We start from the raw sequence: 26981 nt of genomic DNA on the forward strand, positions 1-26981 counted from the left end.
ACCCCTGATATGTGTGGCTCCCGAAATGTGATGGCGCGGTTGCACCTGCTGCTCCTCCGGGGGGAATAATGGCAGGATGCGGCTAGGCGTCCTCGATATCGGGTCCAATACTGTCCACCTCCTCCTCGTGGACGCCCATCCCGGCGCGCGCCCGGTCCCTTTTGCATCACATAAGCGGCCTCTTTCGCTGGTGCAGTATCTCGACGGCGACGGCAACATCACCGATGCAGGGCAGCATGAGCTGACGGAATTCGTCCTGGAAGCCTGGGAATTCGCCGCCAGGCACAAGGCGGATGACCTGCTGGCCTTTTGTACGTCCGCCATCCGCGAGGCCACCAACGGCCCGGCAGTGCTGGCACGCGTCAAACACGAAACCACAGTCACGCTGCAGGAACTGACCGGCAGCGAGGAAGCGTCCATGACGTTCTTCGCTGTCCGCCGCTGGTACGGCTGGGGCGCGGGGCCCATCCTGAACCTGGACATCGGCGGCGGATCCTTCGAAATGGCCTCCGGCCAGGACGAGCTGCCGGAGCTGGCCACCTCAGTGCCGTTGGGCGCCAGCCGCCTCACACGGGACTGGCTGCACGAGGACCCTCCCTCGGCGAAGAGCGTCAAGGAACTTCGGCGCTACATCCGTGCAACCCTCAAGCCTGCGGTCCGAACCTTCGACCCGATCGGCCGCGCCAACCTGGTGGCCGGGACCTCCAAGACGTTCCGTTCGCTGGCGCGGATTGCAGGAGCGGCGCCCAGCGGGGCCGGCCCGTACGTCAAGCGCGAACTGAATGCCACGGACCTCGGGATCTGGGCGCAGCGGATTTCGGCCATGAAGACGGAGGACAGGCTGCACCTCCCGGGTGTTTCTGAAGCCCGCGCCAATCAGCTCCTCGCGGGCGCGCTTGTGGCTGAGGCAGCCCTCGAGCTTTTCGAATTCAAGAAGATCAGGATCTGCCCGTGGGCTCTCCGCGAAGGCCTCATCCTGCGCCGGCTGGATCAGCTGGTCTTTGACGGCCCGCTGGAGCCGGCCCCGCACGTCGGGCCCCAGCAGTCCGCGACGCTGCCCGCCATCTAGCACTGCCGCCGTCCAAACGGCGCCTGCCAAGCCTTGCCCGCCGGCGCGACGATTGACGTCATAGGGGACCGACGCCTTAAACGAGGAAGCGCCGGACGGTTTTGCAGAAGGAGCTGGGGGAACACTCCTGCAACCGACCGGCGCCGCGCCAGTCCCGGGGGACCGGCTCCATCACTCGCACCTTGTGAGGCATTAACGACACTAACGGGCGAGTTTGAGTGTTCGGCGGGTTTTCCCTGAATGCCCGCTGGGAATCCGGCTGTTCTTCCCTGCGCCCTTAAAAAGCGAAGGCACCGACGGCCTGCTGCAGGAAAATGGGTAAAACTGCTGCAGTCCGTCGGTGCCAGGCAAACATCCCCATGCTTGCCTCATCACTCGCACCCTCAATGAGGTAATAACAAACCTAAGGCCCAAATTTGTGTGAAAGCTTCAGCCACCATGTGAGCTACCTGTGAATGGCCCCGGCCTGCATCGCGGACGGTGAACTGCAATGATGGAGCCATGAGCAACCGAATCGCATTCCTTGGCTGTGGATCAATGAACGAGGCCATCATGGGCGGCCTCCTGGAGGCGGGCACAAACCCCATGGACGTCGTGGCAACAGTCCGCCGCGCCGAGCGGGCCGCCGAGCTGGCACAGCGCCACCATGGCATCACCGCCATCGCCGGAGAGGAAGAACCTGACAACAACAAGCAGGCGGCGAAGGGATCGGGCGTCGTGATTCTCGGCGTGAAGCCGGTGGGCATCGCCGACCTCGCGCGCGAAATCAGTTCCTCGCTGTCCAAGGACGCGATCGTCATCAGCGTCGCCGCCGCGGTTTCCCTTGCCCAGCTTGAGGCCGCCCTTCCGCCGGGCCAGCCCGTGATCCGGACCATGCCCAACACGCCGGCGAAGCTGGGCCGCGGCGTCGTGTCAGTGTCGGCCGGCACCAACTGCACGCCCGCGCACCTCCAGCAGGCTAAAGACATTCTCTCCGCCGTGGGAACCGTCGTCGAAATTCCGGAGGAGCAGGTGGACGCCTTGTCCGCCATCAGCGGCTCCGGCCCCGCATACGCGTTCTACCTTGCGGAGGCCATGGCGGCTGCCGGCGTTGAACTCGGCCTGGACGAGGAACTCTCGCTCCTGCTGGCACGCGAAACGGTAGCCGGCGCGGGCCTCATGCTGGCGGAACCGGGCGCCGAGCCGTCCGCCCTGCGCAAGGCCGTGACCAGCCCGAACGGCACCACCGAACGCGCCATTGCGACGTTCGATGAGCGCGGCATGCCGGCAATCATCGCGGCGGGCGCACGCGCGGCGGCCGACCGCGCCGCCGAGATCACAAAGCAGCTAGGCTAGGCGCCAGAGCTGCAGAACCACGAAACCCGGGCACCGCGGTGCCCGGGTTTTGTATGTTTAGGTTTCTCGGTGCCGGAGCGGCAGCTGATTACGGCCGGGCGGCGAAGCGCTCCAGCAGGTCCACGTGCCCCGAGACGATCAGCATGTCGCGGCCCGACACCTTGGTTTCCGGCCGCGCGTAGGTGAAGTCCTCGCCTGGGGTCTTTACACCCACAATGGTCACGCCGTATTTGGAACGGACCTTGGACTCTTCGAGGGTAAACCCGACGGTTTCCCGGGGCGGGTACATCTTCACGATGGCGTAGTCGTCGTCGAACTCGATGAAGTCCAGCATCCGTCCGGACACCAGGTGCGCGGCACGGACGCCGGCGTCGGCCTCGGGGTAGATCACGTGGTTGGCGCCAATCCGGGTGAGGATCTTGCCGTGCGACGGGGTGATGGCCTTGACCCAGAGGTGCTGGATCCCGAGGTCCACGAGGTTCACGGTGATCAGCACCGAGGATTCGATGGACGTGCCGACTCCGACGACGGCGGAGCTGAACTCCTGCGCCCCGAGCTGGCGGAGGGCATCGATGTTCGTGGCGTCCGCTTCCACCACGTGGGTCAGGACGGGCGCCCACTTCTGCACCAGGGTGCGGTCGCGCTCGATGGCCAGCACTTCGCGCCCCTGCTTGACCAGCTGTTCGGCGGTCGAGGAGCCAAAACGGCCCAGCCCGATCACCAGGACGGGGGCATTGTGGGCGGGGCGATTTACGGCGCCTGAGGGATCAGCCAATGATGGGCCTCTCTTCCGGGTAGTGGTACAGCTGGCTGCGCTGGCGGAGGGCCAGGGCAGCGGCTAGGGTTACGGTGCCGACGCGGCCCGCAAACATCAGGACGGACAGGACGTACACGCCCGACGGCGGCAGCTCGGCACTGAGGTTGGTGCTGAGCCCCACCGTGGCAAAGGCTGAAATGGTCTCAAACAGCACCCGGTCCAGGGAAGCGCCGCTGATGTGCAGGAGCAGGAACGCCGAGACGGACACCAGGGTCGCGCCGGCGACGATCACCGAGATGGCCACCCGCATGGTGCCCTGCGGGATGGTGCGGCCGTAGACCTTGACGTCGGCGTCGCCGCGGGCTTCGGCCACGATTGCCAGGAACATCACGGCGATGGTGGTCACCTTGACGCCGCCGGCCGTGGACGCCGAACCGCCGCCGGCGAACATCAGGGCATCAGTCAGGAGCATGGTGGTGGAATCCATATGGTTCTGGTCCACCAGATTGAAGCCCCCGGACCGGGTCATGACGGAGGCAAAAAGCGAGTGCGTGATTTTGTCCCCGACGCCCATGGAACCAATGGTCCGCACGTTTTCCCACTCCATCAGCCCCCACAAGACGGTGCCGGCCGCCAGGAGGATGAACGACACTTGGATGGTCAGCTTGGTGTGCAGGTTCCATTTCTTCCAGTTGAGGCCGTTCTGCTGCAGCACCATCACCACCGGGAAGCCCAGGCTGCCGAGGAAAACGCCCAGCATGAGCGGAACGAGGATCCACAGGTCTGTCTCATAGGGGACGATGCCGTCCGAGTGCGGGGTGAAGCCGGCGTTGTTGAACGCCGAGATCGCATAGAAGACGCCGTGCCACACCGACTGGCCGAAGCTTTCGCCGAGCGTCAGGAACCGGGGGATCAGGGCAAGCGCCAGGGCACCCTCAATCACCACGGAAGTGGTGATAACGATCCGCAGCAGGGTGCCCACTTCGCCAAGGCGGCCGGCATTGTTCATGGCTTCCTGGGCGATGAGCTTGCCGCGCACGCCGAGCTTCTTGCTGACCATGAGCGCCAGCAGCGAGGCCAGGGTCAACGTGCCCAGGCCGCCCACGAAAATACCGATGAGGATGACCAGCTGGCCAAAGAAGGACCAGTGCGTCGCGGTGGACACGACAGTCAGCCCGGTGACGCAGACGGCGGACACCGCGGTGAAGAGGGCCTGGTACAGGGGAGTGACCTCGCCCGTGGCGGATGCCGCCGGCAGTGAAAGGACCGCGGTGAACACGAGGATCACAACACCGAACGCGGTCAGCGCCAGCCGCGCGGGTGAGGTGTTGGCGATGTTGTCGATGAAGTCGCGGATGCCGGTGAAGATCCAGAGGCCCTCACGCTCCGGCATGCCGGGGTGCCAGTTAGCCGGGCTCTTGGACCTCGGCTGGCTTTGCGTCATGTGCGGCTTTTCCTCGGTAGAAACGGCTTCCTTCAGTAGTAAACCACTATATTCCGCGCATGACGGGGAATCCCGGTCACCGGGCTCGGGTAGCCTGTCCTTGATGACATTCCCGCCCGGTCTCTCCCTCCCTGCACTGCCAACGACGGTAGTGTGGGACGCTGCCATGACGGCGTACAACTTCGGCCCGGGCCACCCGATGGCGCCGGACCGGATGGACCTCACCGCCCGGCTGGCCAGGAGCCTGGGGCTGCTGGACCTTGAGCACGTCAAGCTCGCAGCCCCTGAGGTGGCAGGCGACGACGAACTGACGGCCGTGCACAGCCCGGAGTTCGTGGCGGCCGTCCGCCGGGTCAGCGAAAACCCGTGGACCACTGACGAGGCCCACGGGCTGGGCACGGAGGATGATCCGGCCTTTTCCGGAATGCACGAGGCCGCCGCGCGCCTGGCCGGCGGCTCGCTGCTCGCGGCCAGTTCGATCCTGGACGGCTCGGCGGTCCGGGCGGTGAACTTCGGCGGCGGCCTGCACCACGCCACCCGTGACCGCGCCAGCGGCTTCTGCATCTACAACGACGCTGCCCTCGCCGTCAGCAAACTGCTCGACGGCGGGGTGCAGCGGGTGGCATACATCGACGTCGACGCCCACCACGGGGACGGGACGCAGAGCATCTTCTGGAACGATCCGCGGGTCCTGACCATCTCGCTGCACGAGACCGGCATGACCCTGTTCCCCGGCACCGGATTCGCCAACGAGATCGGCGGGCCGGACGCCCTGGGCAGCGCCGTCAACGTCGCGCTGCCGGCAGGGACCGGGGACGCGGGCTGGCTGCGCGCCTTCCATGCGGTGGTCCCGCAGCTCGTGGGGGCGTTCCAGCCCGAGGTGATTGTGAGCCAGCACGGCTGCGATTCGCACCGGCTGGACCCGCTGACGCACCTCAACGTCAGCGTGGACGGGCAGCGCGAGGCGGCCACCGCCGTCGCGAATCTCGCCGCCCGCCACTGCGACAACCGCTGGATCGCCACGGGCGGCGGCGGATACCACATCACGGGCGTGGTGCCGCGGGCCTGGAGCCACCTGATCGGCATCGCAGCGGGCCGCCCCGTCCCGCTGCGCACGCCGGTGCCGGAGGAGTGGCGGACGTATGTGCAGGAGCGGTACGGGATTGCCGCGCCCGGGCTCATGGGGGATGACGCGGACGTGTGGTGGCGGTCCTGGGAGGTGGGATTCGACCCCAACGACGATGTTGACCGCACCGTAATGGCCACGCGCAAGGAAGTCTTCCCGCTGTACGGGCTGGATCCCTGGTTCGACTGAAATAGTAGATGCCATCCGGCGTATATGTCGCTAGGGTGGGACACATGGTGACAGACGACGTATTTGCCGTCATTGCTGAGGCAACGCGGCGTGACATTCTCGTTTCCCTCCGCAAGGGGGACAAAGCAGTGGGGGAGCTGGTCGAGGAGCTCGCCGCCAGCCAGCCCACCATCTCCAAGCACCTCAAGGTGCTGCGCGAGGCCGACCTCGTGAGCATGCGCGCGCAGGGCCAGAAACGCTACTACGCACTCAACCCGAAGCCGCTGGCCGGGATCGCCACTTGGCTGGAGACGTTCGACGTCGGCCCTGCGGCTGCCGCCGCGAAGTCGCCGGAGGCGGATACCCACCAGGCAGCGGAGGCATCCCAGCCGTCCCGCGGCCGCCCCCAGACCGCGCCCCGGCAGCAGGGTCCCGCGTCCGTAGCATCCGCGGCGGAGGTGCCGGAGTCATTCGCGGCGGCAGACTCGGGCGGAGCCCCGGGAGCTGCCGCGGCGGATGCGGCCACCCACGCGCCCGGACGCCCCGCGAGCGGGCAGCTGAGCCCCGCCGTCGTGGTTCCGGGCGGCACGGTTCCTGCATCCGCGCAGGACGACACCGTCCCGCAGCAGATCGGCCGCACCGTGGGCCGCGGTGCCAAGAAGGCGGCGGACCTCCTGGCCAACCTGCCGAAGTTCGGCCGCAAAAAGTAACCCCGGCACCCAACTAAGTAGCAGCAGGCGTCGTTTTCAGCGTTCAAAACGACGCCTGCTGCGACCTAGTTGGGCGGGGAGGCCGGTGCCGGCGGGAACGTTTACTTGCCGAGGATCCGCACGTGGTCCGGCGTGAGTTCGGAGAGCTTGCTGACGCCGAGCAGGGCCATGGTGCGGGCCATGTCCTTTTCGAGGATCTGCAGGGCGCGGTCCACCCCGGCACGTCCGCCTGCCATCAGCCCGTACAGGTAGGCGCGGCCGATCAGGGTGAAGTCCGCACCCAGGGCCAGGGCGGCGATGATGTCCGCACCGCTCATGATGCCGGTGTCCAGGATGATGGCGGCGTCGCTGTTGTCCGCCTTGAGCGCCTTGGAGACGTCCGGCAGCAGATGGAACGGGATGGGCGCACGGTCCAGCTGGCGTCCGCCGTGGTTGGAGAGGACCACGCCGTCGGCGCCGTGGTCCACCACCTTGCGGGCGTCCTCCACGGTCTGGATGCCCTTGACCACGAGCTTGCCCTTCCAGGTTTCGCGGAGCCAGTCGAGGTCGTCGAAGGTCAGGGTGGGATCGAACATCGAGTTGATGAGGTCAGCCACCGTGCCCGTGTACCGGGACAGGGACGCGAACGTAAGCGGCTCGTGGGTCAGGAAGTTGAACCACCAGGCCGGGCGGTAGGACGCGTCCAGGACGGTCTTCAGCGTCAATGCCGGCGGAATGGTCATGCCGTTGCGGACGTCGCGCAGCCGGGCGCCGGCGACGGCGGTGTCCACCGTGACCATGAGGGTGTCGTTGCCGGCCGTCGCGGCGCGTTCAATCAGTTCGAGGGAACGGTCCCGGTCCGTCCACAGGTACAGCTGGAACCAGTTCCGGCCGTTGGGCGCCGCCGCGGCCACGTCCTCGATGGAGGCCGTGCCCATGGTGGAGAGCGTGTAGGGGATGCCGGCTGCCTCGGCGGCCTGGGACCCGGCGTATTCGCCCTCGGACTGCATCATGCGGGTGAAGCCGGTGGGAGCGATGCCCACCGGGAGCCGTGAGGGCTTGCCCAAAATGTCGGTGCTCAGGTCGATGCTGGAAACGTTCCGCAGGATGCCCGGCCGGAACTCGATGTCCAAGAACGCCTCGCGTGCGCGGCGCAGGGTGATCTCGGCTTCGGCCGCGCCGTCAGTGTAGTCAAACGGGGCCTGCGGCGTGCGCCGCTTGGCCATGTCGCGGAGCTCCCAGATGGTGCTGGCGCGCTTGAGCTTCGCGGCGCGGCTGAATTCCGGCTTCTTGAACTGCATCAGCGGGGCAAGATCCGAGTACTTGGGGATCCGGCGCTTGAGGGCGGCCGGAACCAGGGGAGCGGCGGGCCGCCCGCCGGGTGCGGCGTATCCTGCTGCGGTGGGGGTGTCCGTTGCCTCCGGCGCGGGAGTGGTCTCAGGATTGCTCGGCTGGATGGTGTGGGTCATGGCTTCCTCCGATGGTGGGCCGGGACGATGGTCAGCGGGACAGCTGCGTGCTGTGGTCTAACCACACTGTAGGCCATGTGGTCCAACCACATCAAGTACCATGGGCACATGCGTACGCACCAACTTGTCCTGCACTGGATCGAGGACCAGCTCTCCGGCGGCCAACTGGCAGTGGGCGGGCGCCTCCCCGCCGAACGGAGCCTGGCCGAGCAGCTCGGCGTCTCCCGCACGTCTGTCCGCGAGGCCATCCGGATCCTGGAGGCCATGGGCGTGGTGCGCGCGGGCGTCGGTTCCGGTCCGGACGCCGGGACCGTGGTGATTTCGGACCCGACGGCGGCGCTCGGCTCGGCGCTGCGGCTGCACGTTGCCACCCAGCATCTGCCCGTGGCGGACATCGTGGAAACCCGGGTGCTGCTCGAATCCTGGGCTGCGGCGCGCGCAAAGCCCGGAGCGCCCGAACTCGGCCTCGCCGCCGCGCTGCTGGACGACATGGACGCGGACCGCGGCGTGGATGATTTCCTGGCCCTGGATGTCCGCTTCCACCTGGCCCTGGCCGACGCCGCCGGCAATGCGGTGGTCAGCGCCATGATGGGATCCCTCCGCGAAGCCATCCAGGGCTATGCGGAGAAGCTGACGGCCAACCTGCCGGACTGGGGCGCCACCGCGGCGCGGCTGCGGACGGAGCACCGGGAAATCCTGGCGGCCATCATGAACGACGACGGCGGCCGTGCGGCCGAGCTGGTGGCCGCACATATCGAGGGCTACTACAAGGAGGCCGGCCTGGGGCACGCGTCGCGCTGACCGGCCGCGGCTGGCCGGGTGGAGGCGTCCCCAACTGGATCGCAGCTAACGTCGTTATGAGCGGTCAGAACGACATCAGCTGCGATCCAGTTGGGCTGAAGGTGCTAGCGGACCTCGATCTCCAGCGCTTGGAAGTCGTCCGCCGCGTGGCGGCCCACCAGCAGCCGGAAGGATCCGCGCTCAACCTGCCACCCGCCGTCGTAGTGGCCGAACGCCCGGGCCGGGATCCGCACCTGGACGCTGTCCATGCCGCCCGCCGCCAGATGCGTTCCGGCGAAGCCCGCCAGCCAGCGGACCGGCCGCTCCACGGCGGAGTCTTCACGCGCAATGTAGACCTGCACCACTTCGCGTCCCGTGCGGTCGCCGGTGTTCCGGACGGGCACATGCACCACGACGTCCTGTCCGGCGGGAATTGACTGGGGCGCGTGGGCCTCGCCGAGCTCGAACGTCGTGTAGCCCAGGCCGAAGCCGAACGGCAGCAGCGGGGCGGCGCCCCCGCCGGCCTGCTGCCTGAGCCAGGCGCGGTAGCCCACATGGATGCCTTCGGTGTAGACCACTTTGCCGTCAACGGGCGTGGTGTTGAGCACTGGAACGTCCTCGAGCGCTGCGGGCCAGGTGGTGGGCAGGCGGCCGCCCGGCTCCTCATTGCCCAGCAGGATGTCCGCGACGGCCGCCCCGAACTCCTGGCCGCCGAACCAGCCGAGCAGCACGGCGCCGACCTTGTCCAGCCACGGCATCAGCACAGGCGAACCGGAGTTCACCACCACTACCGTGCGCGGATTGGCCGCGGCCACTGCCTCGACGAGCTCGTTCTGGTGCCCGGGCAGGTCAAGGTCCTTGCGGTCGAAGCCTTCGGATTCGATGGCGGCGTTGGTGCCCACCACCACGACGGCGACGTCAGCTGTGCGGGCCGCTTCGACGGCCGCGCGGATCTCCGCCTGTGGGTCGGCGACGACGGTTTCCTCGCCGAGAAGGATGGCGGTGAGTGGAATCTCCTGCTGCTGCGGCAGCTCGTACAGGGCCTCGATGGCGACCCGCTGGCCGGCGGCGGTCTCGACGGAGTGGATGGTCTGGGGCGGATCGAAGAGTGCCGCGCCGAGGACGTTGGTGTCGTCCTCCAGTTCGCTGTTGTACACGTCCGCGCCGTCAATCGCCAGCCGGATCCGGCCGACGGTCCCGACGCCGAGGTGGTGGATGCCGGCCCTTTCGGCCGTCCATTCGGTCTGCATCCGGATGGCCGCAGTGCCTTCGGGAATGCCAACGCCAAACCAGATCAGGTGCGAGGCCAGCCGGTCCTCGCCGGAGATCTCCGCGCCCTCGGCATCGACGAACGTCACGCGCATTCCCGGAACGCCGCTGACGGGATTGTGCAGCGACTTCCGCGGAAACGGCTGGAGGCCTTCGGCAACCTTGGCGCCGCGCGCATAGGTGACCGTGACGTCGTCGGGCAGTGCCGTGCGCAGGCCCTCCAGCGGCGAGACGGTGTACTTCGGCATGACGGTGGCGCTGCCGCCGCCCTGCGTGCGGGCCTCCTCGGCGTTGTGGCCGATCACGGCCACGCTGCCCAGTGCCGCGGCGTCCAGCGGGAGGAGGCCGCCCTCGTTGCGGACCAGCACCGCGCCGCGGACGGCCACCTCGCGGGCCACCTGCGCGCCGTCGAGCATGCCCGGAAACTCAGTCACCGCGGGTTCGAGGCCCTCCAGCGAGCCGACGCGCGCCGCAAGGCGCAGGATGCGCGTGACCTTCTCCAGGATCGCCTCGCGGCTGACGCGGCCGTCCTCGACGGCGGCGAGCAGCTTGGCGCCCCAGTGACCCACGGGGCCGGGCATCTCCAGGTCCTGGTGCGCGTTGGCCGCCTCCACGGAACGCACCCCGGTCCAGTCGGAAACCACGACGCCGTCGAAGCCCCATTCGCTGGACAGCGGGGTTTCGAGGAACGTGTTTTCGCTGGCGGTGGTGCCGTTGATGGAGTTGTACGAGCTCATTACCAGCCAGGCGCGGGCCTCGGTGATGGCGTCCTCGAAGGCGGCGAGATACAGCTCGCGCAGGGGCCGCTCGTCCACCACGGAGTCGGACGTGAAGCGCTCGGTCTCGGCCTCGTTGGCGAGGTAGTGCTTGGGGGTGGCTCCCACGCCCATGGACTGCACGCCGGAGACGTAGCCTGCGGCGATGGTGGCCGTGAGGCGGGGATCCTCGCTCATGCATTCGAAGTGGCGGCCGCCCAGCGGGGAGCGGTGCAGGTTGATGGTGGGGCCGAGGACGGCGTGGACGCCCTTGCGGCGCGCCTCCTGGCCCAGGACCTGGCCGTAGCGGCGGGCGACGCCCACGCTCCACGTGGCCGAAAGGGCGGACGACGACGGCAGGGAGACTGAGTCGTGGCGCTCGTCGAAGTCTTCGCCGCGGACGCCCGCTGGCCCGTCGGAGAGCACGATGCGCTTGAGGCCGATTTCCGGCAGGGCGTGCGTGGACCAGACGTCCGCGCCTGTGAGCAGCTTGATCTGCTGTTCGAGGCTCAGGCTGCGGGCAAGTTCGCGGAGGCGGGCCTCGGCGTCGGGCAGCAACTCGCCGGGCGGCAACTCTCCGGGCAGCAAGTCTCCGGGCCCGGCCGGGGTTTCGGCAGTCTTCTTCTGCGCTGAGAGGGTGGGGTTCATTTACCTGACTCCTTTGATGCGGGTAAGGAGGGGCGGTGCGGCAACCTTGCCTCCCGACGAAAAGTGACCCTCCCTTGGGCCTTGGGAATATCGTAGCGTCAAAAATCGAGTCTGACTAGGTTTTAAGGGAGCGGCCTTGCGGCGGTGAAATACACTGGCGGAATGTCTACTTCGAAGCCGCGCGGACAGTACGCCAAGGGTGCCGAACGCCGCGAGCAGATCGTCCAGACGGCCACCGACGTTTTCGCCATCGAGGGGTTTGAGCGCACCGCACTGAAGCGCGTGGCCGAGTTGGTGGGTGTCAAGGAAGCCACCTTGTTCCACTACTTCAGCGGCAAGCAGGAGTTGCTGACGGCGGTGCTGGCGGAACGGGACCATCGCGGCAGGGAGTTGGGCGGGGCAGAGGAATTCGGGCTGGAGGCCATCGTGCCGGTGGCGGAGCGGAACCGCCAGGAGCCGGGGCTCACCACGCTCTACGCAGTCGCATCAGCAACTGCCAATGACCCCGGGCATGCCTCGCACGGTCACTTTCAGGACAGGTACGCCAGGCTGGTCAAGGAGCTGGCCCGCGACGTCGGGCGGCGACAGGAGGCCGGCGCCATCCGGGCAGACGTCGGGGCCGAGTCCCTGGCGCGCCTGATCATCGCCGCCTTCGACGGCCTCCAGCTCCAGTGGCTGTATGACAAGAGTGTGGACATGGCCGCGGGCCTGAGGGAGCTCATCGACGTCCTGCTCGCGCCGCCCGCGCGCTAGCCTTTCGCTGGTCCCGTGCTGCCGCGAACTTCCAGCCGGGGCAGGAATATCGTGGGTCCGCCGGCGCCGGAGTCCGGGGGCACATTCCGGATCAGGTCCCGCATCCGGTGCCATGCCTGCTGGCCGAGCTCGTCGATGGGAACAGCTGCAGTGCTGAGTGTGGGCGTGGTGTAGCGCGCAAAGGGGATGTCATCGAAGCCGGTCACGGAAATGTCCTCGGGGACGCGGACGCCGCGCTCGTGAAGCCCGCTCAGCAGGCCCATGGCCACGAGGTCGTTGAAGGCCATGACGCCAGTGGCCCCGCTGGCCAGGACCGCATCCGCGGACTGGTGGCCCGCCTCGAAGTTGGAGCCGGCGTCGAGCATCCGGAGGTCGATGTCCGGGTGGGCAGCCTTGAACCTTTCCAGTCCCTGCAGGCGCAGCCCGTTCGATGCGCTCCGCGCCGGTCCGGCCAGGAACGCCAGCCGTGTGTGGCCCAGCCCCACCAAAAGCTCTGCCAGTTCCTGGATGCCCCGGCCGTAGTCCACCATGAGGCTGGGAGCTTTCGTGTCCAGGGTGCTGCGGTTGATCAGCACCATGGGATGCAGTGACGGCGCAAGCTCTTCCAGCTCGGCGTCGCCCATACGCGGGGCGCACAGCACCAGGCCGTCGCAGCGGCGCCGCGCCTCGCCGGCCAGGATGGCCTCTTCGCTGGAGACCTCCGACGAATCCGCAATCAGCACCCGGTAGCCATCCTGCGCCGCGGCCATGCTGAGCCCGCGGAGAATGGCCTGGAAGGTGGGGTTGGCCAGATCCGGGACCACAATGCCGATGGTGTCCGTCTTGCCCAGGGCCAGGCTGCGGCCAACGGGGTTCGGCTGGTAGTTCAGCTCGGTGGCCGCGGCCCGCACGCGCTCGGCGATGGCGGGGTCCACGGTGAAGTTGCCGTTCATGACGCGCGACACGGTGGCGTGCGACACGCCGGCCTTGAGCGCGACGTCGGCGATGCCGATCCGCCGTGTGGTGGCTCTCCTGCCCATGCTGCCCCTTTCCGGGATGTCTCTGGCACCGCCCCGTTCGGGGTGATGGTTGACGCGACCGCCAGAGTCTTGATACAAAGCTTATAACGCTCTGAGAAAACGCTTTCTCAGTATTCTTCCCGCTCCACTTCGGGCCGTCAAGCGGCCAGCCTTCTGCCTTCCGAAAGGGATTCACCGCATGGTCAACACAGCCAACCTCGCCAACCCCGGCGGCAGTGTCGACGCCGACACAGCCGCTGCCCCCGCCGCGGTCCGCAGGGCGCGCATCGCCCTGATCGGCACAGGGGGACGTTCCGAGATGTACATCCGGGCCATCTACGGCAGGCATGCCGACACAGCCGAGCTGGTGGGCCTGTCCGACGTCAACCCGGGCCGGGTGAAGTTCTACCAGAAGCTGATCCAGGAACTCGGCGGCACCCGGCCGGTGAAATCCTTCGAACCGGGGCAGCTGACGGCGTTCATCAGGGACAACGGAATCGAGCGGGTGGTGGTCACGACGCCCGATTACACGCATGCGGACTACATCGTGGAAGGCCTCGAGGCCGGCGCCGACGTCGTGGTGGAGAAGCCGCTGACCATCAACGCTGAGGGGTGCCGGCGGATCACCGATGCCGTGGCGCGGACCGGCCGCAACGTGGTGGTCACGTTCAACTACCGCTACTCGCCGCGCAACAGCGCCCTGAAGGAGATCATCCAGAGCGGTGTGATCGGCAAGGTCACGTCCGTCGACTTCAGCTGGGTCCTGGACACAGTGCACGGCGCAGACTACTTCCGCCGCTGGCACCGGGAAAAGAACAACTCCGGCGGCTTGCTGATCCACAAGTCCTCCCACCACTTCGACCTCGTCAACTGGTGGATCGACGACGTTCCGGAGCGGGTGTTCGCCTCAGGCGGCCTGAAGTTCTACGGGGACAGGAACGCCGCGGAGCGCGGCCTCGGCGCCCGGCCCGAGCGCGGAACTCCGGACACCGGCGCAGGCGCTGCGGCCACGGACCCGTTCGTCCTTGACCTGCGGGAGGACGAACGGCTGCGCGCGCTGTACTACGACAACGAGCACTTTGACGGCTACCGCCGCGACCAGGATGTCTTCACGTCCGGCATCACCATCGAGGACAACCTGGCGCTGGTGGTGGACTACCAGGGCGGGCCGGTCCTCAGCTACTCGCTCAACGCGCACAGTCCGTGGGAGGGCTATCGCGTGGCCGTTAACGGAACCGAAGGGCGGGCGGAGCTGGACGTGGTGGAGCGCGCCGCGGTGCAGCACAGCACAGACAAGAAGACAGTGGTCGATCCGAGCGCCACGCCCGTGCAGGAGGACGACCAGGTCCGGCGCAACGGCGAACGCCTGGTGGTCCAGCGGCACTGGGAACCGGCCTACGAGGTGCCGATCGTCAACGGCGAGGGCGGCCACGGCGGCGGCGACGAACTCCTCCTGTCCGATCTTTTCAACGGGCCGGGAGTGGACCCGCTGGGGCGGCCGTCCGGTTACCTGGACGGCCTGCGTTCCGTCTCCGTCGGCATCGCGGGCAACGCATCCCTGGAATCCGGGCTGCCGGTCCGCACAGCGGACCTGGGGCTCGGCGTCGACCTTCGCCGCGGCAACTGACCTTCGCACCCCTGATGAAGGAACCGATAACCATGAGCAGGATTTTTGTCACCGGCGGTTCAGGCCGCCTGGGGCGCAGTGTTGTTGCCGGCCTGGCGGCCGCCGGCCACCACGTCATCTCCGTGGACCGCGACGCCGTTCCCGCCGCCCAGCTGCCCGACGGCGTTGAGCAGCGCACTGCCGACCTCCTGGCACCGGGGGAGGCCTTGCGCCTCCTGCGGGAAACGGCGCCCGACGCCGTCGTCCACCTTGCGGCGATCGCCGTACCGTTCAGCGCGCCGGAAGACGTCATCCTCAGCACCAACACCAGGCTGGCGTACGCCGTCGTCGGCGCGGCGACGGAACTCCGCGTCGGCAAGATCATCACGGCAAGCAGCCCCACGGTGCTGGGCTACGGCTCGCCCGCGGGCTGGCTGCCGGAGAGCTTCCCGGTGGACGAGGACACCACGCCGCGGCCGTGGAACGCCTATGCACTGTCCAAGCTCATCGCCGAGCAGACCGTGCAGATGTTCGCCGCTGCCCAGGGGGATGGCATCCGCTACGCGGCCTTCCGGCCCTGCTATGTCATCTCGCCGGAGGAATGGGCCGGCGCGCCCACGCAGCAGGGCCACACCGTCCGCGAACGGCTGGACGATCCCGCGCTGTCCGCGCCTGCCCTGTTCAACTATGTGGACGCGCGGGATGTGGCTGACTTCCTGGACCTGCTGCTCGCGAAGATGGACACCATCCCCAACGGCCAGACCTTCTTCGTGGGGGCCGCCGACGCGCTGGCCGCCGCACCGCTCTCGGAGCTGATGCCGCAGTTCCTGGCCGGCAGTTCCCGCCTTGCCGCCGGACTCACGGGCACCAGCCCGGCATTCTCGATCGCCAAGGCACGCGACCTCCTGGGCTGGGAGCCCAAACGCACCTGGCGGACCGAACTGAAGACCGAAACCAACCTCAATGACGAGACCCCCGCCGCGCTGGTCGCGGCCGGCACAGGATCCAAGGAGACCCCATGAAATTCGACGGCGTACTGTTCTTTCCCGTCACGCCATTCACGCCGGAGGGGGCAGTGGATGTGGACGTCCTCAAGGAGCACATCACGTCCCGCCTGCCGTACGGCCCGGGAGGGGTGTTCCCCGCCTGCGGAACCGGCGAATTCCATGCCCTGAGCATTGACGAGGTGCGCACCGTGGTGACTGCCGCCGTCGAGGCCGTTGCCGGTCAGGTGCCGGTTGTTGCCGGCGCCGGCGGACCGCTGGGCCACGCGCTCGCCGCCGCGCGGGTTGCCGAAGAAGCCGGGGCGGACGCCCTGCTGGTCCTCCCGCCGTACCTGGTGACCGGCCCTACCGAAGGCCTGGTGGCGTACATCGAGGCTGTGGCGGCCGCCAGCAGCCTGCCGGTGATCGTTTACCACCGCGGCAACGCCACATACACGGCGGCCTCCATGGCACGCCTGGCCGCAAACTCCAAGGTGATCGGCTTCAAGGACGGCCTTGGCGATGTGGGGCTGGCGCAGGAGATCGTCACTGCCCTCGCGGCCACCGGACGCGAGGACTTCCTGCTGTTCAACGGCCTGCTGACCGCCGAACTGACCCAGGGCGCCTACCGCGGCCTAGGCATCCCGCTGTACTCGTCGGCCGCGTTCGCCATGGCTCCGGAAATCGCCAAGGCCTACTACGATGCCTACACCTCCGGCGACGAGGACCGCCGGCAGGCCCTGCTGGAAGGCTTCTACGCCCCGCTGGTCCGACTGCGAGACCAGACTCCCGGGTTCGGCGTCTCCCTCATTAAGGCCGGGCTGCGACTGGGTGGCCTGCCGGTGGGGCCGGTCCGTGCACCGCTCGTGGACCCCTCCGAAGACCAGCTGGTCCAGCTCAAGTCCATCCTGGCCAAGGGCTACGAGCTGGCCGGCCGCTGATGGGCTCGCGGTTTGCAGCAGCACCAGTCGCGGAAGGGACAGTTGCCGAAGCGTCAGCCGCCGAAGCGGCGCGGGCGCTGCCCCGGATCACCGGGCTTTCCACCCGCCACCTGACCGTTCCGCTTCTGCGGAGCTGGGGCGATGAAGCGCCGGAGAACCATGTGATCGTCACCGAAATCCACACGGACGACGGCGGCGCGGGGCACGGTTTCTCCTGGACGCCCACCATCGGTCCGCAGGCAGTCAAGGCACTCCTGGACTTCGACGTCGCGCCCTTCATCACGGGCCTCGGTGCCAGCCCCGAGGGAGTGTGGGACCAGCTGTGGAACCGGCTGCACGAAGCCGGCGGCGGAGGACTCACCACCATCGCCATGGCGGGAGTGGACCTTGCGCTGTGGGATCTGCAGGCCCGGCGCGCCGGAACCTCCATGGCCGGCCTGCTCGGGCAGCGCCAGGACTCGGCGGAGGTCTACGGATCCGGCGTGAACCTGCACTACTCCCTCGACGAGCTCGTGGCCCAGGCGGAACGCTGGGTTGCGGCCGGGCACAGCGCCGTCAAGATCAAGGTGGGCAAGCCGGACATCCGGGAGGACGCCGAACGCGTGGCCGCCGTCCGGACGGTCCTGGGTCCGGGCCGGAAGCTCATGATCGACGCAAACCAGCGCTGGGACCTGCCCGCCACGTTCCGCGCCCTGGAGGTGTTGGGCGAGTTTGACCTGGAGTGGCTGGAGGAGCCACTGCGGGCGGACGATCTCTGGGCCTACCGCAGGCTGCGGAAGCACTCGCCTGTTCCCATCGCGCTCGGCGAGAACCTGCACAACATCTACCGTTTCCGCGACTTCATCGAGGCCGGGGCGGTGGACATCATCCAGCCCAACATCATCCGGGTGGGCGGGATCACCCCGTTCCGGCGCATCGTGGAGCTCGCCCGCGCCCACAGCATCAGGGTCATGCCGCACCTGCTGCCGGAACTGTCCGGCCAGCTCGCGCTGACCATGGCCGAACCCACCATGGTGGAGGACGTCGAGGATGCCTCCTTTGAACAGCTTGGCGTGCTGGACGGCCCGTCACCAGTGCAGGTCCGCAACAGCCGGCTCACACTCACGGGCCGGCCGGGGTTAGGGTTCGATTTCAACCGGCACTCGCCCGATCTCTAGAACATTCAAGGCCGGACGAGCTGAGCCTCGTTTGGTCTGCCTTGGTCTGCACTGGACAGCCCTGAACTGCAGGCTTGCACTGGAATGCAGTGTGCCGCGGTGGCGGGAGCTCGCGCTCACGCCATCGCGGCACAGCTGTTTCGCGGAAGATAGTAATAATTGCAGTCACAGCTGCAGGGCCAGCGGGCGCTGGATTCCGTTCACCAGGGCCGTTGGCCAGCGGGGATCGACGCTGAGGACGGCGATGCCGGACTCCGTCAGCTGCACCGTATCCTCGATCTTTACCCCCGGCCCCGAGGGGTTCCATGTAAAGGTCTGGTTGAGTACCACGGGGTCGTCGGTAGCAGGAGTGGCGCGGGGATCCCGGCCCGCATAGCCCGCCGGACCGCCCTGGTGGTGGAGGGTCCACTGGCCCGCGCCGAAACCATGCCGGCTGTAGGCTTCCCGGATTTCGGCAAAGACACCGTTTAGCCGGGCACCCGGAACGGTCGCATCAAAGACATCGGCCTCCACCGCCGCGATCCGGGCTTCGGCGTCGAGCTCTGCAGGCGTCCCGGCGTCGAACCTGACCCAGCGGGTCACGTTGGCCACGAGCCCGTTCCGCCGCGCGCAGACCACGGCCATGGCCCGCCGCCCGAGCGGGGAGTGCGTAGGAAGCGGATGCCGGAACTCGCCCCGGCCGGCCCCGTTGCAGAGGAGCACCAACGGTTCAGCTCCCATGGCGACGATCCGCGCGGCCAGGGCCGACGCCACGCCAAACTCGGTGGCTTCGGGCGTCGCCTCGGAGAGGACATCGGTCAAAGCGGCAGCAGTCTCGGCGCAGAGGAGGGCATACCGGGCGCTTTCGCCGGGCAGGAACTGCTGCCGCGCAGCCCTCAGCTCGGCAGTAACTTCGGCCTCGGCCAGCGGGTTGCCGCCGGGTGACAGCATCGCCGCCGCGGCATGCAGGTGCCCGTGCCAGGGCACCGAGTGCAGCGCGACGCCGTCGGGCAGTTCCTCGGCGGCGATCCGGGCGGCCTCGTTGTTGAACGTGACCAGGTGGTCGCCGTCGCCGTCCACCAGCATCGCCGCAATGGGATCCCCGGCAAGGCTGATGTGGACCCGGCTCCCATCCAGGTACCAGGCCAGCGCCGTGTTGGTGATGAGCAGGAGCGAGTCCCGGCCGGACTCGGCCAGGATGTCCAGCACGCGCTGCCGCTTGACGGCACGATCGGCCGGGTTCCCCGGGGTTGCGGCCGCGCCCGGCGCCTCGGCCGTGGTGGTCAGAGTGGTGTTCACGGTCATGTTCATGCGGCTTCCCCCAAGGTTGTGATGAGCTGTTCGATGTCCGGCGTGGACAGGAGGCCGTCGGCCACCAGCACCGTGACCCTTCGGCGAAGCGGGTTGTCGTGGCGGGCCGTTGCCGCGTGTTCCCACGCAAGGGACAGCCCGACGCCGGGATAGCCCGCCACGCGGACGAACCACGGATCGTTCACCGGTGCTGGCCCCGCTGCCTGGGGCAGGAACACGAGGGTGGCCGGACCGCCGTCGGGCTCTCCCTTCCGGAAGTTGCCGGACCACGCCAGCCAAGGAGCCTCGGGGCGGGGGAGGGCGCCGTGCACGGCGTCTTCACCTTCCGCGATTGAAGTCCATACCCTCGCCTCCGCGACTGCCGGCAGGCGCCAGAAGAAGCCGCCGTAACCGCCCTCCGGCCTCCCGTTGGAACCCGGGCTGCCAAGGGCGACCGGATCAGGTCCGGCCGGCGTGAGCTCGAAGTCGAGGGTTAGCCGCCAAGTGGAGGATCCGACGGCCGCCCAGCTCCAGTTCCGCCGCTCGTTGAGCAAGGGAGCGCCGGATTCGGCGGAGCCGCCCTCCGGCAGCCAGCTCAGGGTTTCGGTCCGCCACCCACCGCTCTTGTCGGCCGACTCTCCGGCTTCCACCGCGAGGGTGGCAATCCGGCCGTGGTCCTTGCGCCAGACGTAAGCCCCGGCGTTGCGCGTGTACGTGCGGCCGCCCCAGAAATTGACCCCGTCCACGTCCTGGATGGCAACGCCCACGCCGAGGTGCCACACATGGTCCTCGGGCATGTGATCGGTCACCACCGTGCCGGCCAGGGTGCTGACCCGATGGAGGTAAGGCCGGGGAGACGACGTCGGCCGGATGCGGCTACCGTCTGCCGGCCGCGCCACCACTCTGCCGTTCACGGTGAATGCAGGCAGCGGACCTGCTGTGCCGGGCAGTTCCGCGGCCCAGGGCGTGCCGAGCTCCGCGAACGTTGCCTGCGCTGCCGCGGCCCTGCGCACCAGCCGGCCGATGCCGTGGACGACGGGATGGGCGTCATCGCCGTCGCCTTTCCACGTGACATGCTCGGCGCCGATGCCGCGTGGAGGTTCCGCTGTCCGGATGGCCTCCAGGACCCTCATGAACGCGCCGTTGCCGGCCAGCGGGCTGAGCAGGCCTGCATCGCGAGTGCGGGAACGGCGGGCCGCCAGCAGGTTCTCCAGCAGGTCGGTGCGGCCGAACGTCTGCGTGCGCTCGCCGTCGGGCGTGGAAACCGTCAACCGGTCTTCGGTGTAGAAGAAATCGGCCTGCCCCTTGCTGCCGTGGATGGTCACCGACGGCGCTGCCTGCTCGTCGGCGCACAGCGTCAGGGCGCACAGCAGGACCGTTCCCGCGGCGGTCCGCACCCGGATGACGGACGTGTCATCGCTTTCGGTCGCGTGCGCCCGGTAGAGATCCGTCTCCACGGAGGCGACGTCGGCCGCGCGGGCCGCGCCTGCGATTCTCAGTCCCGTGGCCACCGCATGAGCCAGGGCATTGGTGGCTACACCGTCCACCACATCGGTCCCGTCCAGGCTACGCTTGCCCGCCCAGCGGGAGCGTTTGAAATAGCCGGTGGTGCGCACCCAGGTGCCGACGGCGCTGACGCCCCGGACGTCACCGATCTCACCGTCCGCCACCAGCTGGTCCAGGGCGGGCAACGCCTGCGAGCCGAGGCTCTGGAAGCCAACCTGCACTAGGCGCCCCGCCTCTTCCGCTGCGGCCAGCACGTCGTCGAACTGGGCCAGGGAGGCCATGGGCGGCTTCTCCACATAGACGTCGGCGCCCGCAGCGAGGGCGGCGAGGGCCAGCGGGGCGTGCGTCTGGATGGGCGTGGCCAGGATGACCACATCCGGCGCCGGACCGGCGGCGAGGAGTTCCGCCAGTGACGAGAACGTGGCCACGCCGGCGGCCAGGACGCCTTCGGCCGGAGGACGCGGGTCGGCGACGGCCACGAGGTCTACGAGGTTGAGCGCTGTGAGGCGGGCGAGGTTCTCCAAGTGCCGTGCCCCGTAGCCGTGGGCGCCCACGAGTGCTACCCGCGGTGCCGCCGCGGGTAGCACTGCCGCTGGAGTGTCCGCGGGGGAAGCCAGGGCTCCGATGGTGTCCGGCCGAAGAGAAGTGTCCGGACTGAGAGCGGTGTCTGAATGGGGAGATGCGGGCGCTGAAGCGCCGGAGGAGGTGCGTGTCATGTCTAACCGTCCTGGCTGGCTGGCCGAAAAGGGACCGGGGCGGCGCCCGCGGACCGGGAAGCGGATAGGGATTCGGGCACGGATCCTGACGGGGAACCTGACCCGAACAGCGACTCGGCCAGGAAACCCGCGGCCTCGTCCTGCATGCCGGCGCTGAAGGCGTGTCCCCCTGGCCAGAAGCTCCCGGTGTACCGGCCGGGCGCCGGCTGGGCACGGAGAGTCGCGTCGGCGTCGCGCATGCCGTTCTCGGGGAAAAGTTCATCCGCGAGGGCGTACTGGACCAGGAAACGGTCCACCGCCGATCGCCCGGCCAGCTCCGGAAACTCGCCCAGCCGCGGCAGGCCAGGCGTGTGCAGCAGCCACGAGTGAGCATCCAGGTACGCCGGGAACAGCGAACGGTAAGTGGTCATCATGCACGACACTACGCAAGCGCGGACCAGCGGGCTGAGCGCGGCCAGCATGAGGGACCGGCCGCCTCCTCCGGAGAAACCGGCGGTGCCCAACCGGCCCGGATCCACGCCCGGCAGACCTGCCAGGACGCGGAGGGCCGCAAGGTCGTCGTGCGCCACCATCCCGGCGAAGCTGGTGCCGAGCACGCCTGCTGCCTTCGCCACGGTGTCCTCGTGCGCCGCCGCGGCGGCGTCGTACTCCTCCGCTTCGGAAGGCACGACGCCGGCCGCCCGCCACAGTGCCTTGTGGCCCTCGACGACGGCCGACGTGCGCCACGGGGGCGTGCCGAGCTCAAAGCGGCGGCTGCCCCAGGAGAAGGCGTCGTGGGCCAGGACTGCGAAGTCTTGGGATGCCAAGCCGGCGGCAAAGGACCTGCCGGCGTAGAACTGCCGCTGAAAATCCGTGCGCGTCTGCCCCGCAGCGGTGTCCGCAGCAGACGTCGCGGGGCTTGTGCCCGCAGGCAGGAGGCGCTCTGCGCGGACCGACTTGATGCCCGCGTGGCAGTGGAGTGCCAGGACGCCGGGCAGCCGGCCGGACGCGCCAGCGGGACGCAGGAACCAGGCGCGGGTGCGGGGACCAAAGCCCAACTGCCAGCTGACGCGGGAAGTCGTGACGCCGTCGTGCGTTTCGGTCGACTCCAGCACAGCGTGCGGGGGTGCGGGAACGGCCGGAACACCGAGGGCGTCGGCCAGTTCCTGGGCGGGCGCGGACTCTGCAACGAGGCGCGGGCGGGAACGCATGAAAGCGGGCCAGTCCTCGTAGCCGCCGATGGCACTTGGCCGTGGCGCGTCATCTATTCGACCTGAATTCATCGGCTCGGCCTGCCCGGTGGAAACATGGTTGTCCTGCCTCTCGCAGCTGCTCTGATCCGGAGTGGACGAATTTTGGAAAACGCTTTCCTAAAAATTAGCAAAAGGGTGTACAGCGGTCAAGAAACCGTTTACTTTGGTACAAAGCCGCTGTTGGCCCGGTCCTCCGGAAGCCAGGCAGACGGGTGTGGCGCCGGAGCTCTTTGGCGCAGCCCGGGACGGCGAGAGCACTTCACCCCAGCACGCCGTGGAAGGCCACGATGACCAAAGGAGACCACATGGCCGCACAGCATCACCGCGGGACGCCGGAAGGCGACCGGGCACCGAGGGGCAGGCAATGAGCGCAATTAGCGAACTGTCCTCCATGAGCCGGCGCAAAGGGCCGGCCACGGCCGAGGAAAAACGCGCCAACCGCCGCGACAACAAGGCGGCCTACATCTTCCTGCTGCCGTGGCTGATCGGCCTTGTGGCGATCACTGTCGGCCCCATGACGATGTCCCTCTACCTGTCCTTTACGGACTACAACCTGCTGCAGCCGCCGGAGTGGACCGGACTGGACAACTTCACCCGCATGCTCGGGGATGCGCGGCTCCACAATTCACTGCGCGTCACCTTCACGTATGTTCTGGTCGGAGTTCCGCTGCAACTGGCCGTGGCACTTCTCATCGCGCTGGTGCTGGACAAGGGCCTCCGCGGCCTGCCGTTCTACCGGTCCATTTTCTACTTGCCGTCCCTGTTGGGCGGCTCGGTCGCCGTCGCCATCCTGTGGAAGCAGATCTTCGGAACCTCCGGACTGGTCAACCAGGTGCTGGCCATGTTCGGGGTCACCGGGCCGGGCTGGATCTCGGACCCGTCCACGTCGCTCGGTTCCATCATCCTGCTCCACGTCTGGACCTTCGGCAGCCCCATGATTATCTTCCTCGCGGGGCTGCGCCAGATTCCGAACATGTACTACGAAGCGGCCGAGGTGGACGGGGCAACTACGCTCCAGAAGTTTTGGCGGATCACGTTGCCGATGCTGAGCCCGATCATCTTCTTCAACCTGGTCCTGCAGATCATCGGTTCCTTCCAGTCCTTCACCCAGGCGTTCATCGTCTCGGGAGGCAACGGCGGGCCGTCCGACTCCACCATGTTCTTCACGCTCTACCTGTACCAGAAGGGATTCGGCCAGTTCGAGATGGGTTATGCCTCGGCAATGGCCTGGGTCCTGCTGGTGATCATCGGCGCTTTTACGGCCATCAACTTCATCGCTTCAAAGTATTGGGTGTTCTACGATGACTGATCTACAGACCTTGCCGGCTCCGGAGAAACTGCCGTCCTCCGGAGGGAAAACGGGGGGCAAGAGCCCCAGGGGCGGCGGCAGGAAACGCGAATCCCGCGGCACGCTGGCCTTCAGCCGCAGCGCACGCCTCAAGGCCCTCGCGAAGCACGGCGTGCTGATAATCGCCGGCGGCATCATGATTTACCCGTTGCTGTGGATGGTGGTTTCATCGCTGCGGCCCAACGAGCTGATCTTCCGCGATCCCGGTCTCTGGCTGAGTACCTTGGAGATGGGCAACTACACGGACGGATGGTCGGCGCTGACCCACCCGTTCGGGCACTACATGCTCAATTCAGCGGTGGTGGTGATCGGTTCCATCCTGGGCAACCTGATCTCCTGCTCCATGGCCGCCTATGCGTTCGCCCGGCTGCAGTTCAGCGGCAAGAGACTGTTCTTCGGCATCATGCTGCTGACCATCATGCTGCCGTTCCATGTGATCATCGTGCCGCAGTACATCCTCTTTTCTCAGATCGGCTGGGTGAATACCTTCTGGCCGCTCATCGTGCCCAAGCTCCTCGCGACGGACGCATTCTTCGTGTTCCTCATGGTGCAGTTCATCCGCGGCATTCCCACGGAACTGGATGAGGCCGCGCGGATCGACGGCGCCGGCCACCCCCGCATCTTCCTGCGGGTCATCCTGCCCCTGATGGTCCCGGCCCTCGCCACGACAACCATCTTCACCTTCATTTGGACCTGGAACGACTTCTTCGGCGCCCTGATCTACCTCACTGATCCTGAGATGTTCACCGTGCCGGTTGCCCTGCGGGCATTCGTGGATTCGCAGTCTGCGACAAGCTGGGGCTCGCTCTTCGCGATGTCCATCGTGTCGCTGCTGCCCGTGTTCCTGGTCTTCCTCTTCGGGCAGCGTTTCCTCATCAAGGGAATCGCGACGACCGGAATCAAGTAGGGGTGGAGGTGTGCGCTTCTCGGGCCTGCCTTTAGCCCGTGCCGCGGCAAGTGATGCCAGAACCGGGGCACCAAGATCTAGGCCGGAAACATCTTGTAGTACAAGTTACTTGCTTGTATGATCAGCTTCAGAAAGCGCTTTCCTGACTCACTTCAGCAGTCAGCTTCCGCACTCATTTCCGCAGTCAGTGGGATATCCGGAGGCACTAGGCCTTCAACTCAGTCCAGGTTTCAGCTGAGTCCAGGTTCAATCCACGTTCCACCTCAGCCAGTCAGCAATTCAGTCCACCTTTCAAGTTGCAGCTTTCAAGATCGTCCACCGTTCAAGATCAAAGAAGATCGGAGAATTCAGTGCCATTTTCCCGCCAATCCACGGCCGCCAATCCGGGCGCAGCCGAGCCAAAATCCACGAAACCTACCCGCAGGCTGCGCCGAACCGGCGCGGTGGCCGCAGCGGCCGCCGTCGTCCTCGCGCTCAGCGCCTGCGGCGGTGGAGCAGCCCCCACCAGCGCCGACGGCAAAGTAGAACTGCGATTCTCCTGGTGGGGCGGTGACAAGCGGGCGCAGCTGACGCAGGCCGCAATTGCCGCCTTCGAAGCGGAGAATCCGAACATCAAGATCAAGCCGGAGTTCGGTGACTGGAGTGGATACTGGGACAAGCTAGCCACCCAAGTGGCCGCCAACGACGCCCCGGACATCATCCAGATGGACGAAAAGTTCATTACGGAATACTCCACCCGTGGGGCACTCCTTGACCTGTCCAAGTACGACGTCGACACTTCCAAATTCGACGAAGCAGCGCTTAACGCCGGCAAGGGAAGCAAAGGCCTCACCGGCATCGCGGCCGGCATCAACGCCGCCACGATCATTGCCAACCCGGCAGTCTTCAAGGCAGCCGGAGTCGCGCTGCCGGACGATGCCACCTGGACGTGGGAGGACTTCGGGCGAATCGCGGCCGAGGTCACCGCGAAATCGCCCAAGGGCACTTACGGGGCGGCGGCCTATGGCACCGATGAGGCTTCCTTGGGTGTCTGGCTGCGTCAGGACGGAAAGTCGCTCTACACGTCAGACGGCAAACTCGGGTTCGAGTCGGGGGACATTGCGTCGTGGTGGTCGCTGCTCAAGGAACTGAGCGAAAAGCAGGCCGTGCCGTCGGCTTCTGAGGTGGTGGAAGCGGAGGCTGCACCGCTGGACCAGAGCGGCCTGGCCACAGGGAAAAACGGCATGGCCTTCTGGTGGTCCAACCAGCTGCCCGCGCTTGAGAAAGCGGCCGGGAGCGATCTGAAGATCCTCCGCATGCCGTCCAAGACGGGACATTCTGCGGACAGCAAACTCTGGTACAAAGCGTCCCAGTTCTGGTCGGCCTCGTCCCGGACCAAGCACCCCGAAGAGACGGCCAAGTTCATCAACTTCCTGGCGAACAACGTCAAGGCCGGCGAAGCACTACTAGCCGACCGCGGCGTGGCGCCGAACTCCGATGTGCGCAAGGCCATCGCCCCGAAGCTGACTCCGGCCGACGTCAAGGTAGTGGGCTTCATTGACCAGATCAAGGGCGAACTCGGCGAAGCGCCCGCTCCGCCGCCGAAGGGTGCGGGAGCCATCCAGGAAATCGTCAAGCGGTACACCTCCGAGGTCCTGTTCGACAGGCTCTCGCCGGAGGAAGCCGGCCAGAAGGCCGTGGATGAAATGAAATCAGCCATCAGCAGCTAGCTGTTAGCAACACCGCCCTGCTGATGTGGCGTCAGAATCTGCCCCGACCGGATTCAGGATCCGGTCGGGGCACATCTGCGTTGTTGGGGGCTGAGCTGGTGGACGCGCAGCTGGTGGGCGCTGACCTGGTGGCGTCGATTTGTTGAGGGCTGATGCGGTTTGCCGGGCTCCGCACAACCTTTGCCGCCGTGCCGCCTCCGGCTGGCTTGCGGCCTCCCGGAGGTGGGTTTAGTTGTGGTGTTGGTGGTTGCGGCGGGGTGTTTGTTTGGGGTCGATGTGGGGTGGGGGGATGAACCAGGGGATGCCGGTTTGCATGTGGATGGTCCATTGTTCCTTGTGGATGAGGT

The 26981-nt window shown here is 67.3% G+C and carries 21 protein-coding genes; 13 read left to right on the forward strand and 8 right to left on the reverse strand.

What is annotated here, in order from left to right:
- The first annotated feature begins 76 nt into the window (after window positions 1-76).
- On the forward strand, window positions 77-1069 hold the full coding sequence (locus tag ABFP37_RS13680) for a Ppx/GppA phosphatase family protein (RefSeq protein WP_078026522.1): 993 nt from the start codon (window positions 77-79) through the stop codon (window positions 1067-1069).
- Between the two features lie 501 nt (window positions 1070-1570).
- Window positions 1571-2404 (forward strand): pyrroline-5-carboxylate reductase, encoded by an 834-nt coding sequence (proC, locus tag ABFP37_RS13685; RefSeq protein ID WP_347033902.1) that lies wholly within the window; start codon window positions 1571-1573, stop codon window positions 2402-2404.
- Window positions 2405-2492: 88 nt separating this feature from the next.
- Here the strand turns inward: proC and ABFP37_RS13690 are convergent, their stop codons facing one another.
- Together ABFP37_RS13690 and ABFP37_RS13695 are read right to left on the reverse strand one after the other, a co-directional pair.
- Window positions 2493-3179 carry a TrkA family potassium uptake protein gene (locus ABFP37_RS13690; protein WP_056634599.1) on the reverse strand — a complete coding sequence of 229 codons (687 nt, stop codon included), beginning with the start codon at window positions 3177-3179 and terminating at the stop codon, window positions 2493-2495.
- Window positions 3172-4605, reverse strand: a complete 1434-nt coding sequence (locus ABFP37_RS13695) for a potassium transporter TrkG (RefSeq protein WP_347033903.1) — start codon at window positions 4603-4605, stop codon at window positions 3172-3174. Before ABFP37_RS13695 ends, ABFP37_RS13690 begins: the two co-directional genes overlap by 8 nt.
- A gap of 103 nt (window positions 4606-4708) precedes the next feature.
- On the opposite strand from ABFP37_RS13695, the gene ABFP37_RS13700 reads away from it, so the two are divergent.
- A complete protein-coding gene (locus ABFP37_RS13700) occupies window positions 4709-5920 on the forward strand; it encodes an acetoin utilization protein AcuC (RefSeq protein WP_347033904.1) in 1212 nt (403 codons plus the stop codon).
- Window positions 5921-5964: 44 nt separating this feature from the next.
- A complete protein-coding gene (locus ABFP37_RS13705; RefSeq protein WP_347033905.1) occupies window positions 5965-6609 on the forward strand; it encodes a metalloregulator ArsR/SmtB family transcription factor in 645 nt (214 codons plus the stop codon).
- A gap of 101 nt (window positions 6610-6710) precedes the next feature.
- Here the strand turns inward: ABFP37_RS13705 and ABFP37_RS13710 are convergent, their stop codons facing one another.
- The gene (locus tag ABFP37_RS13710) at window positions 6711-8057 is read right to left on the reverse strand and encodes an alpha-hydroxy acid oxidase (protein WP_347033906.1); all 1347 of its coding nucleotides are present in this window, start codon (window positions 8055-8057) and stop codon (window positions 6711-6713) included.
- Window positions 8058-8165: 108 nt separating this feature from the next.
- Here ABFP37_RS13710 and ABFP37_RS13715 point away from each other — a divergent pair, with 108 nt between their 5' ends.
- The gene (locus tag ABFP37_RS13715) at window positions 8166-8858 is read left to right on the forward strand and encodes an FCD domain-containing protein (RefSeq protein WP_078026725.1); all 693 of its coding nucleotides are present in this window, start codon (window positions 8166-8168) and stop codon (window positions 8856-8858) included.
- A 104-nt stretch (window positions 8859-8962) separates the two neighbouring features.
- Here the strand turns inward: ABFP37_RS13715 and ABFP37_RS13720 are convergent, their stop codons facing one another.
- Window positions 8963-11509, reverse strand: coding sequence for a glycoside hydrolase family 3 C-terminal domain-containing protein (locus ABFP37_RS13720; RefSeq protein ID WP_347033907.1), 2547 nt, complete (start codon window positions 11507-11509; stop codon window positions 8963-8965).
- 162 nt (window positions 11510-11671) lie between these two features.
- On the opposite strand from ABFP37_RS13720, the gene ABFP37_RS13725 reads away from it, so the two are divergent.
- Complete coding sequence (locus tag ABFP37_RS13725; RefSeq protein ID WP_078026516.1) at window positions 11672-12262, forward strand: TetR/AcrR family transcriptional regulator; 591 nt, start codon at window positions 11672-11674, stop codon at window positions 12260-12262.
- Here the strand turns inward: ABFP37_RS13725 and ABFP37_RS13730 are convergent.
- Entirely contained in the window at window positions 12259-13281 is a 1023-nt protein-coding gene (locus ABFP37_RS13730) for a LacI family DNA-binding transcriptional regulator (protein ID WP_347033908.1), read from the reverse strand. The two genes, ABFP37_RS13725 and ABFP37_RS13730, sit on opposite strands and share 4 nt — an antisense overlap.
- Window positions 13282-13459: 178 nt before the next feature.
- On the opposite strand from ABFP37_RS13730, the gene ABFP37_RS13735 reads away from it, so the two are divergent.
- The 4 genes from ABFP37_RS13735 to ABFP37_RS13750 are packed head-to-tail and all read left to right on the forward strand — an operon-like array spanning window position 13460 to window position 17947.
- Window positions 13460-14887, forward strand: coding sequence for a Gfo/Idh/MocA family oxidoreductase (locus ABFP37_RS13735; RefSeq protein ID WP_347033909.1), 1428 nt, complete (start codon window positions 13460-13462; stop codon window positions 14885-14887).
- A 32-nt stretch (window positions 14888-14919) separates the two neighbouring features.
- Entirely contained in the window at window positions 14920-15888 is a 969-nt protein-coding gene (locus ABFP37_RS13740) for an NAD(P)-dependent oxidoreductase (protein ID WP_078026513.1), read from the forward strand.
- The gene (locus ABFP37_RS13745) at window positions 15885-16790 is read left to right on the forward strand and encodes a 5-dehydro-4-deoxyglucarate dehydratase (protein WP_078026512.1); all 906 of its coding nucleotides are present in this window, start codon (window positions 15885-15887) and stop codon (window positions 16788-16790) included. The genes ABFP37_RS13740 and ABFP37_RS13745 overlap by 4 nt, the downstream gene beginning before the upstream one ends.
- Entirely contained in the window at window positions 16790-17947 is a 1158-nt protein-coding gene (locus ABFP37_RS13750; protein ID WP_260680549.1) for a mandelate racemase/muconate lactonizing enzyme family protein, read from the forward strand. Before ABFP37_RS13745 ends, ABFP37_RS13750 begins: the two co-directional genes overlap by 1 nt.
- Window positions 17948-18112: 165 nt before the next feature.
- Here ABFP37_RS13750 and ABFP37_RS13755 read toward each other — a convergent pair whose 3' ends face one another.
- The 3 genes from ABFP37_RS13755 to ABFP37_RS13765 are packed head-to-tail and all read right to left on the reverse strand — an operon-like array spanning window position 18113 to window position 22628.
- Complete coding sequence (locus ABFP37_RS13755) at window positions 18113-19237, reverse strand: aminopeptidase P family protein (RefSeq protein ID WP_347033910.1); 1125 nt, start codon at window positions 19235-19237, stop codon at window positions 18113-18115.
- A complete protein-coding gene (locus tag ABFP37_RS13760; protein WP_347033911.1) occupies window positions 19234-21438 on the reverse strand; it encodes a DUF6807 family protein in 2205 nt (734 codons plus the stop codon). Before ABFP37_RS13760 ends, ABFP37_RS13755 begins: the two co-directional genes overlap by 4 nt.
- Before the next feature lie 2 nt (window positions 21439-21440).
- Window positions 21441-22628: a hypothetical protein gene (locus ABFP37_RS13765; protein ID WP_347033912.1), complete on the reverse strand. Its 1188-nt coding sequence runs from the start codon at window positions 22626-22628 to the stop codon at window positions 21441-21443.
- A 406-nt stretch (window positions 22629-23034) separates the two neighbouring features.
- On the opposite strand from ABFP37_RS13765, the gene ABFP37_RS13770 reads away from it, so the two are divergent.
- From ABFP37_RS13770 to ABFP37_RS13780, 3 genes are all read left to right on the forward strand, one after another.
- Window positions 23035-23979: a sugar ABC transporter permease gene (locus ABFP37_RS13770; protein ID WP_078026510.1), complete on the forward strand. Its 945-nt coding sequence runs from the start codon at window positions 23035-23037 to the stop codon at window positions 23977-23979.
- Entirely contained in the window at window positions 23972-24925 is a 954-nt protein-coding gene (locus ABFP37_RS13775) for a carbohydrate ABC transporter permease (RefSeq protein WP_078026509.1), read from the forward strand. The genes ABFP37_RS13770 and ABFP37_RS13775 overlap by 8 nt, the downstream gene beginning before the upstream one ends.
- Window positions 24926-25275: 350 nt before the next feature.
- Window positions 25276-26634, forward strand: coding sequence for an extracellular solute-binding protein (locus ABFP37_RS13780; RefSeq protein ID WP_078026508.1), 1359 nt, complete (start codon window positions 25276-25278; stop codon window positions 26632-26634).
- Window positions 26635-26981: the final 347 nt, after the last annotated feature.

Source organism: Burkholderia sp. RS01, from assembly GCF_039748055.1.
Lineage (GTDB): Bacteria > Actinomycetota > Actinomycetes > Actinomycetales > Micrococcaceae > Arthrobacter.

Coding starts and splice junctions, on each gene's coding strand:
- ABFP37_RS13680 (WP_078026522.1), top strand. CDS start 77: ATGCGGCTAGGCGTCCTCGATATCGGGTCCAATACTGTCCACCTCCTC.
- proC (WP_347033902.1), top strand. CDS start 1,571: ATGAGCAACCGAATCGCATTCCTTGGCTGTGGATCAATGAACGAGGCC.
- ABFP37_RS13695 (WP_347033903.1), bottom strand. CDS start 4,605: ATGACGCAAAGCCAGCCGAGGTCCAAGAGCCCGGCTAACTGGCACCCC.
- ABFP37_RS13700 (WP_347033904.1), top strand. CDS start 4,709: ATGACATTCCCGCCCGGTCTCTCCCTCCCTGCACTGCCAACGACGGTA.
- ABFP37_RS13705 (WP_347033905.1), top strand. CDS start 5,965: ATGGTGACAGACGACGTATTTGCCGTCATTGCTGAGGCAACGCGGCGT.
- ABFP37_RS13710 (WP_347033906.1), bottom strand. CDS start 8,057: ATGACCCACACCATCCAGCCGAGCAATCCTGAGACCACTCCCGCGCCG.
- ABFP37_RS13715 (WP_078026725.1), top strand. CDS start 8,166: ATGCGTACGCACCAACTTGTCCTGCACTGGATCGAGGACCAGCTCTCC.
- ABFP37_RS13720 (WP_347033907.1), bottom strand. CDS start 11,509: ATGAACCCCACCCTCTCAGCGCAGAAGAAGACTGCCGAAACCCCGGCC.
- ABFP37_RS13725 (WP_078026516.1), top strand. CDS start 11,672: ATGTCTACTTCGAAGCCGCGCGGACAGTACGCCAAGGGTGCCGAACGC.
- ABFP37_RS13730 (WP_347033908.1), bottom strand. CDS start 13,281: ATGGGCAGGAGAGCCACCACACGGCGGATCGGCATCGCCGACGTCGCG.
- ABFP37_RS13735 (WP_347033909.1), top strand. CDS start 13,460: ATGGTCAACACAGCCAACCTCGCCAACCCCGGCGGCAGTGTCGACGCC.
- ABFP37_RS13740 (WP_078026513.1), top strand. CDS start 14,920: ATGAGCAGGATTTTTGTCACCGGCGGTTCAGGCCGCCTGGGGCGCAGT.
- ABFP37_RS13745 (WP_078026512.1), top strand. CDS start 15,885: ATGAAATTCGACGGCGTACTGTTCTTTCCCGTCACGCCATTCACGCCG.
- ABFP37_RS13750 (WP_260680549.1), top strand. CDS start 16,790: ATGGGCTCGCGGTTTGCAGCAGCACCAGTCGCGGAAGGGACAGTTGCC.
- ABFP37_RS13755 (WP_347033910.1), bottom strand. CDS start 19,237: ATGAACATGACCGTGAACACCACTCTGACCACCACGGCCGAGGCGCCG.
- ABFP37_RS13760 (WP_347033911.1), bottom strand. CDS start 21,438: ATGACACGCACCTCCTCCGGCGCTTCAGCGCCCGCATCTCCCCATTCA.
- ABFP37_RS13765 (WP_347033912.1), bottom strand. CDS start 22,628: ATGCGTTCCCGCCCGCGCCTCGTTGCAGAGTCCGCGCCCGCCCAGGAA.
- ABFP37_RS13770 (WP_078026510.1), top strand. CDS start 23,035: ATGAGCGCAATTAGCGAACTGTCCTCCATGAGCCGGCGCAAAGGGCCG.
- ABFP37_RS13775 (WP_078026509.1), top strand. CDS start 23,972: ATGACTGATCTACAGACCTTGCCGGCTCCGGAGAAACTGCCGTCCTCC.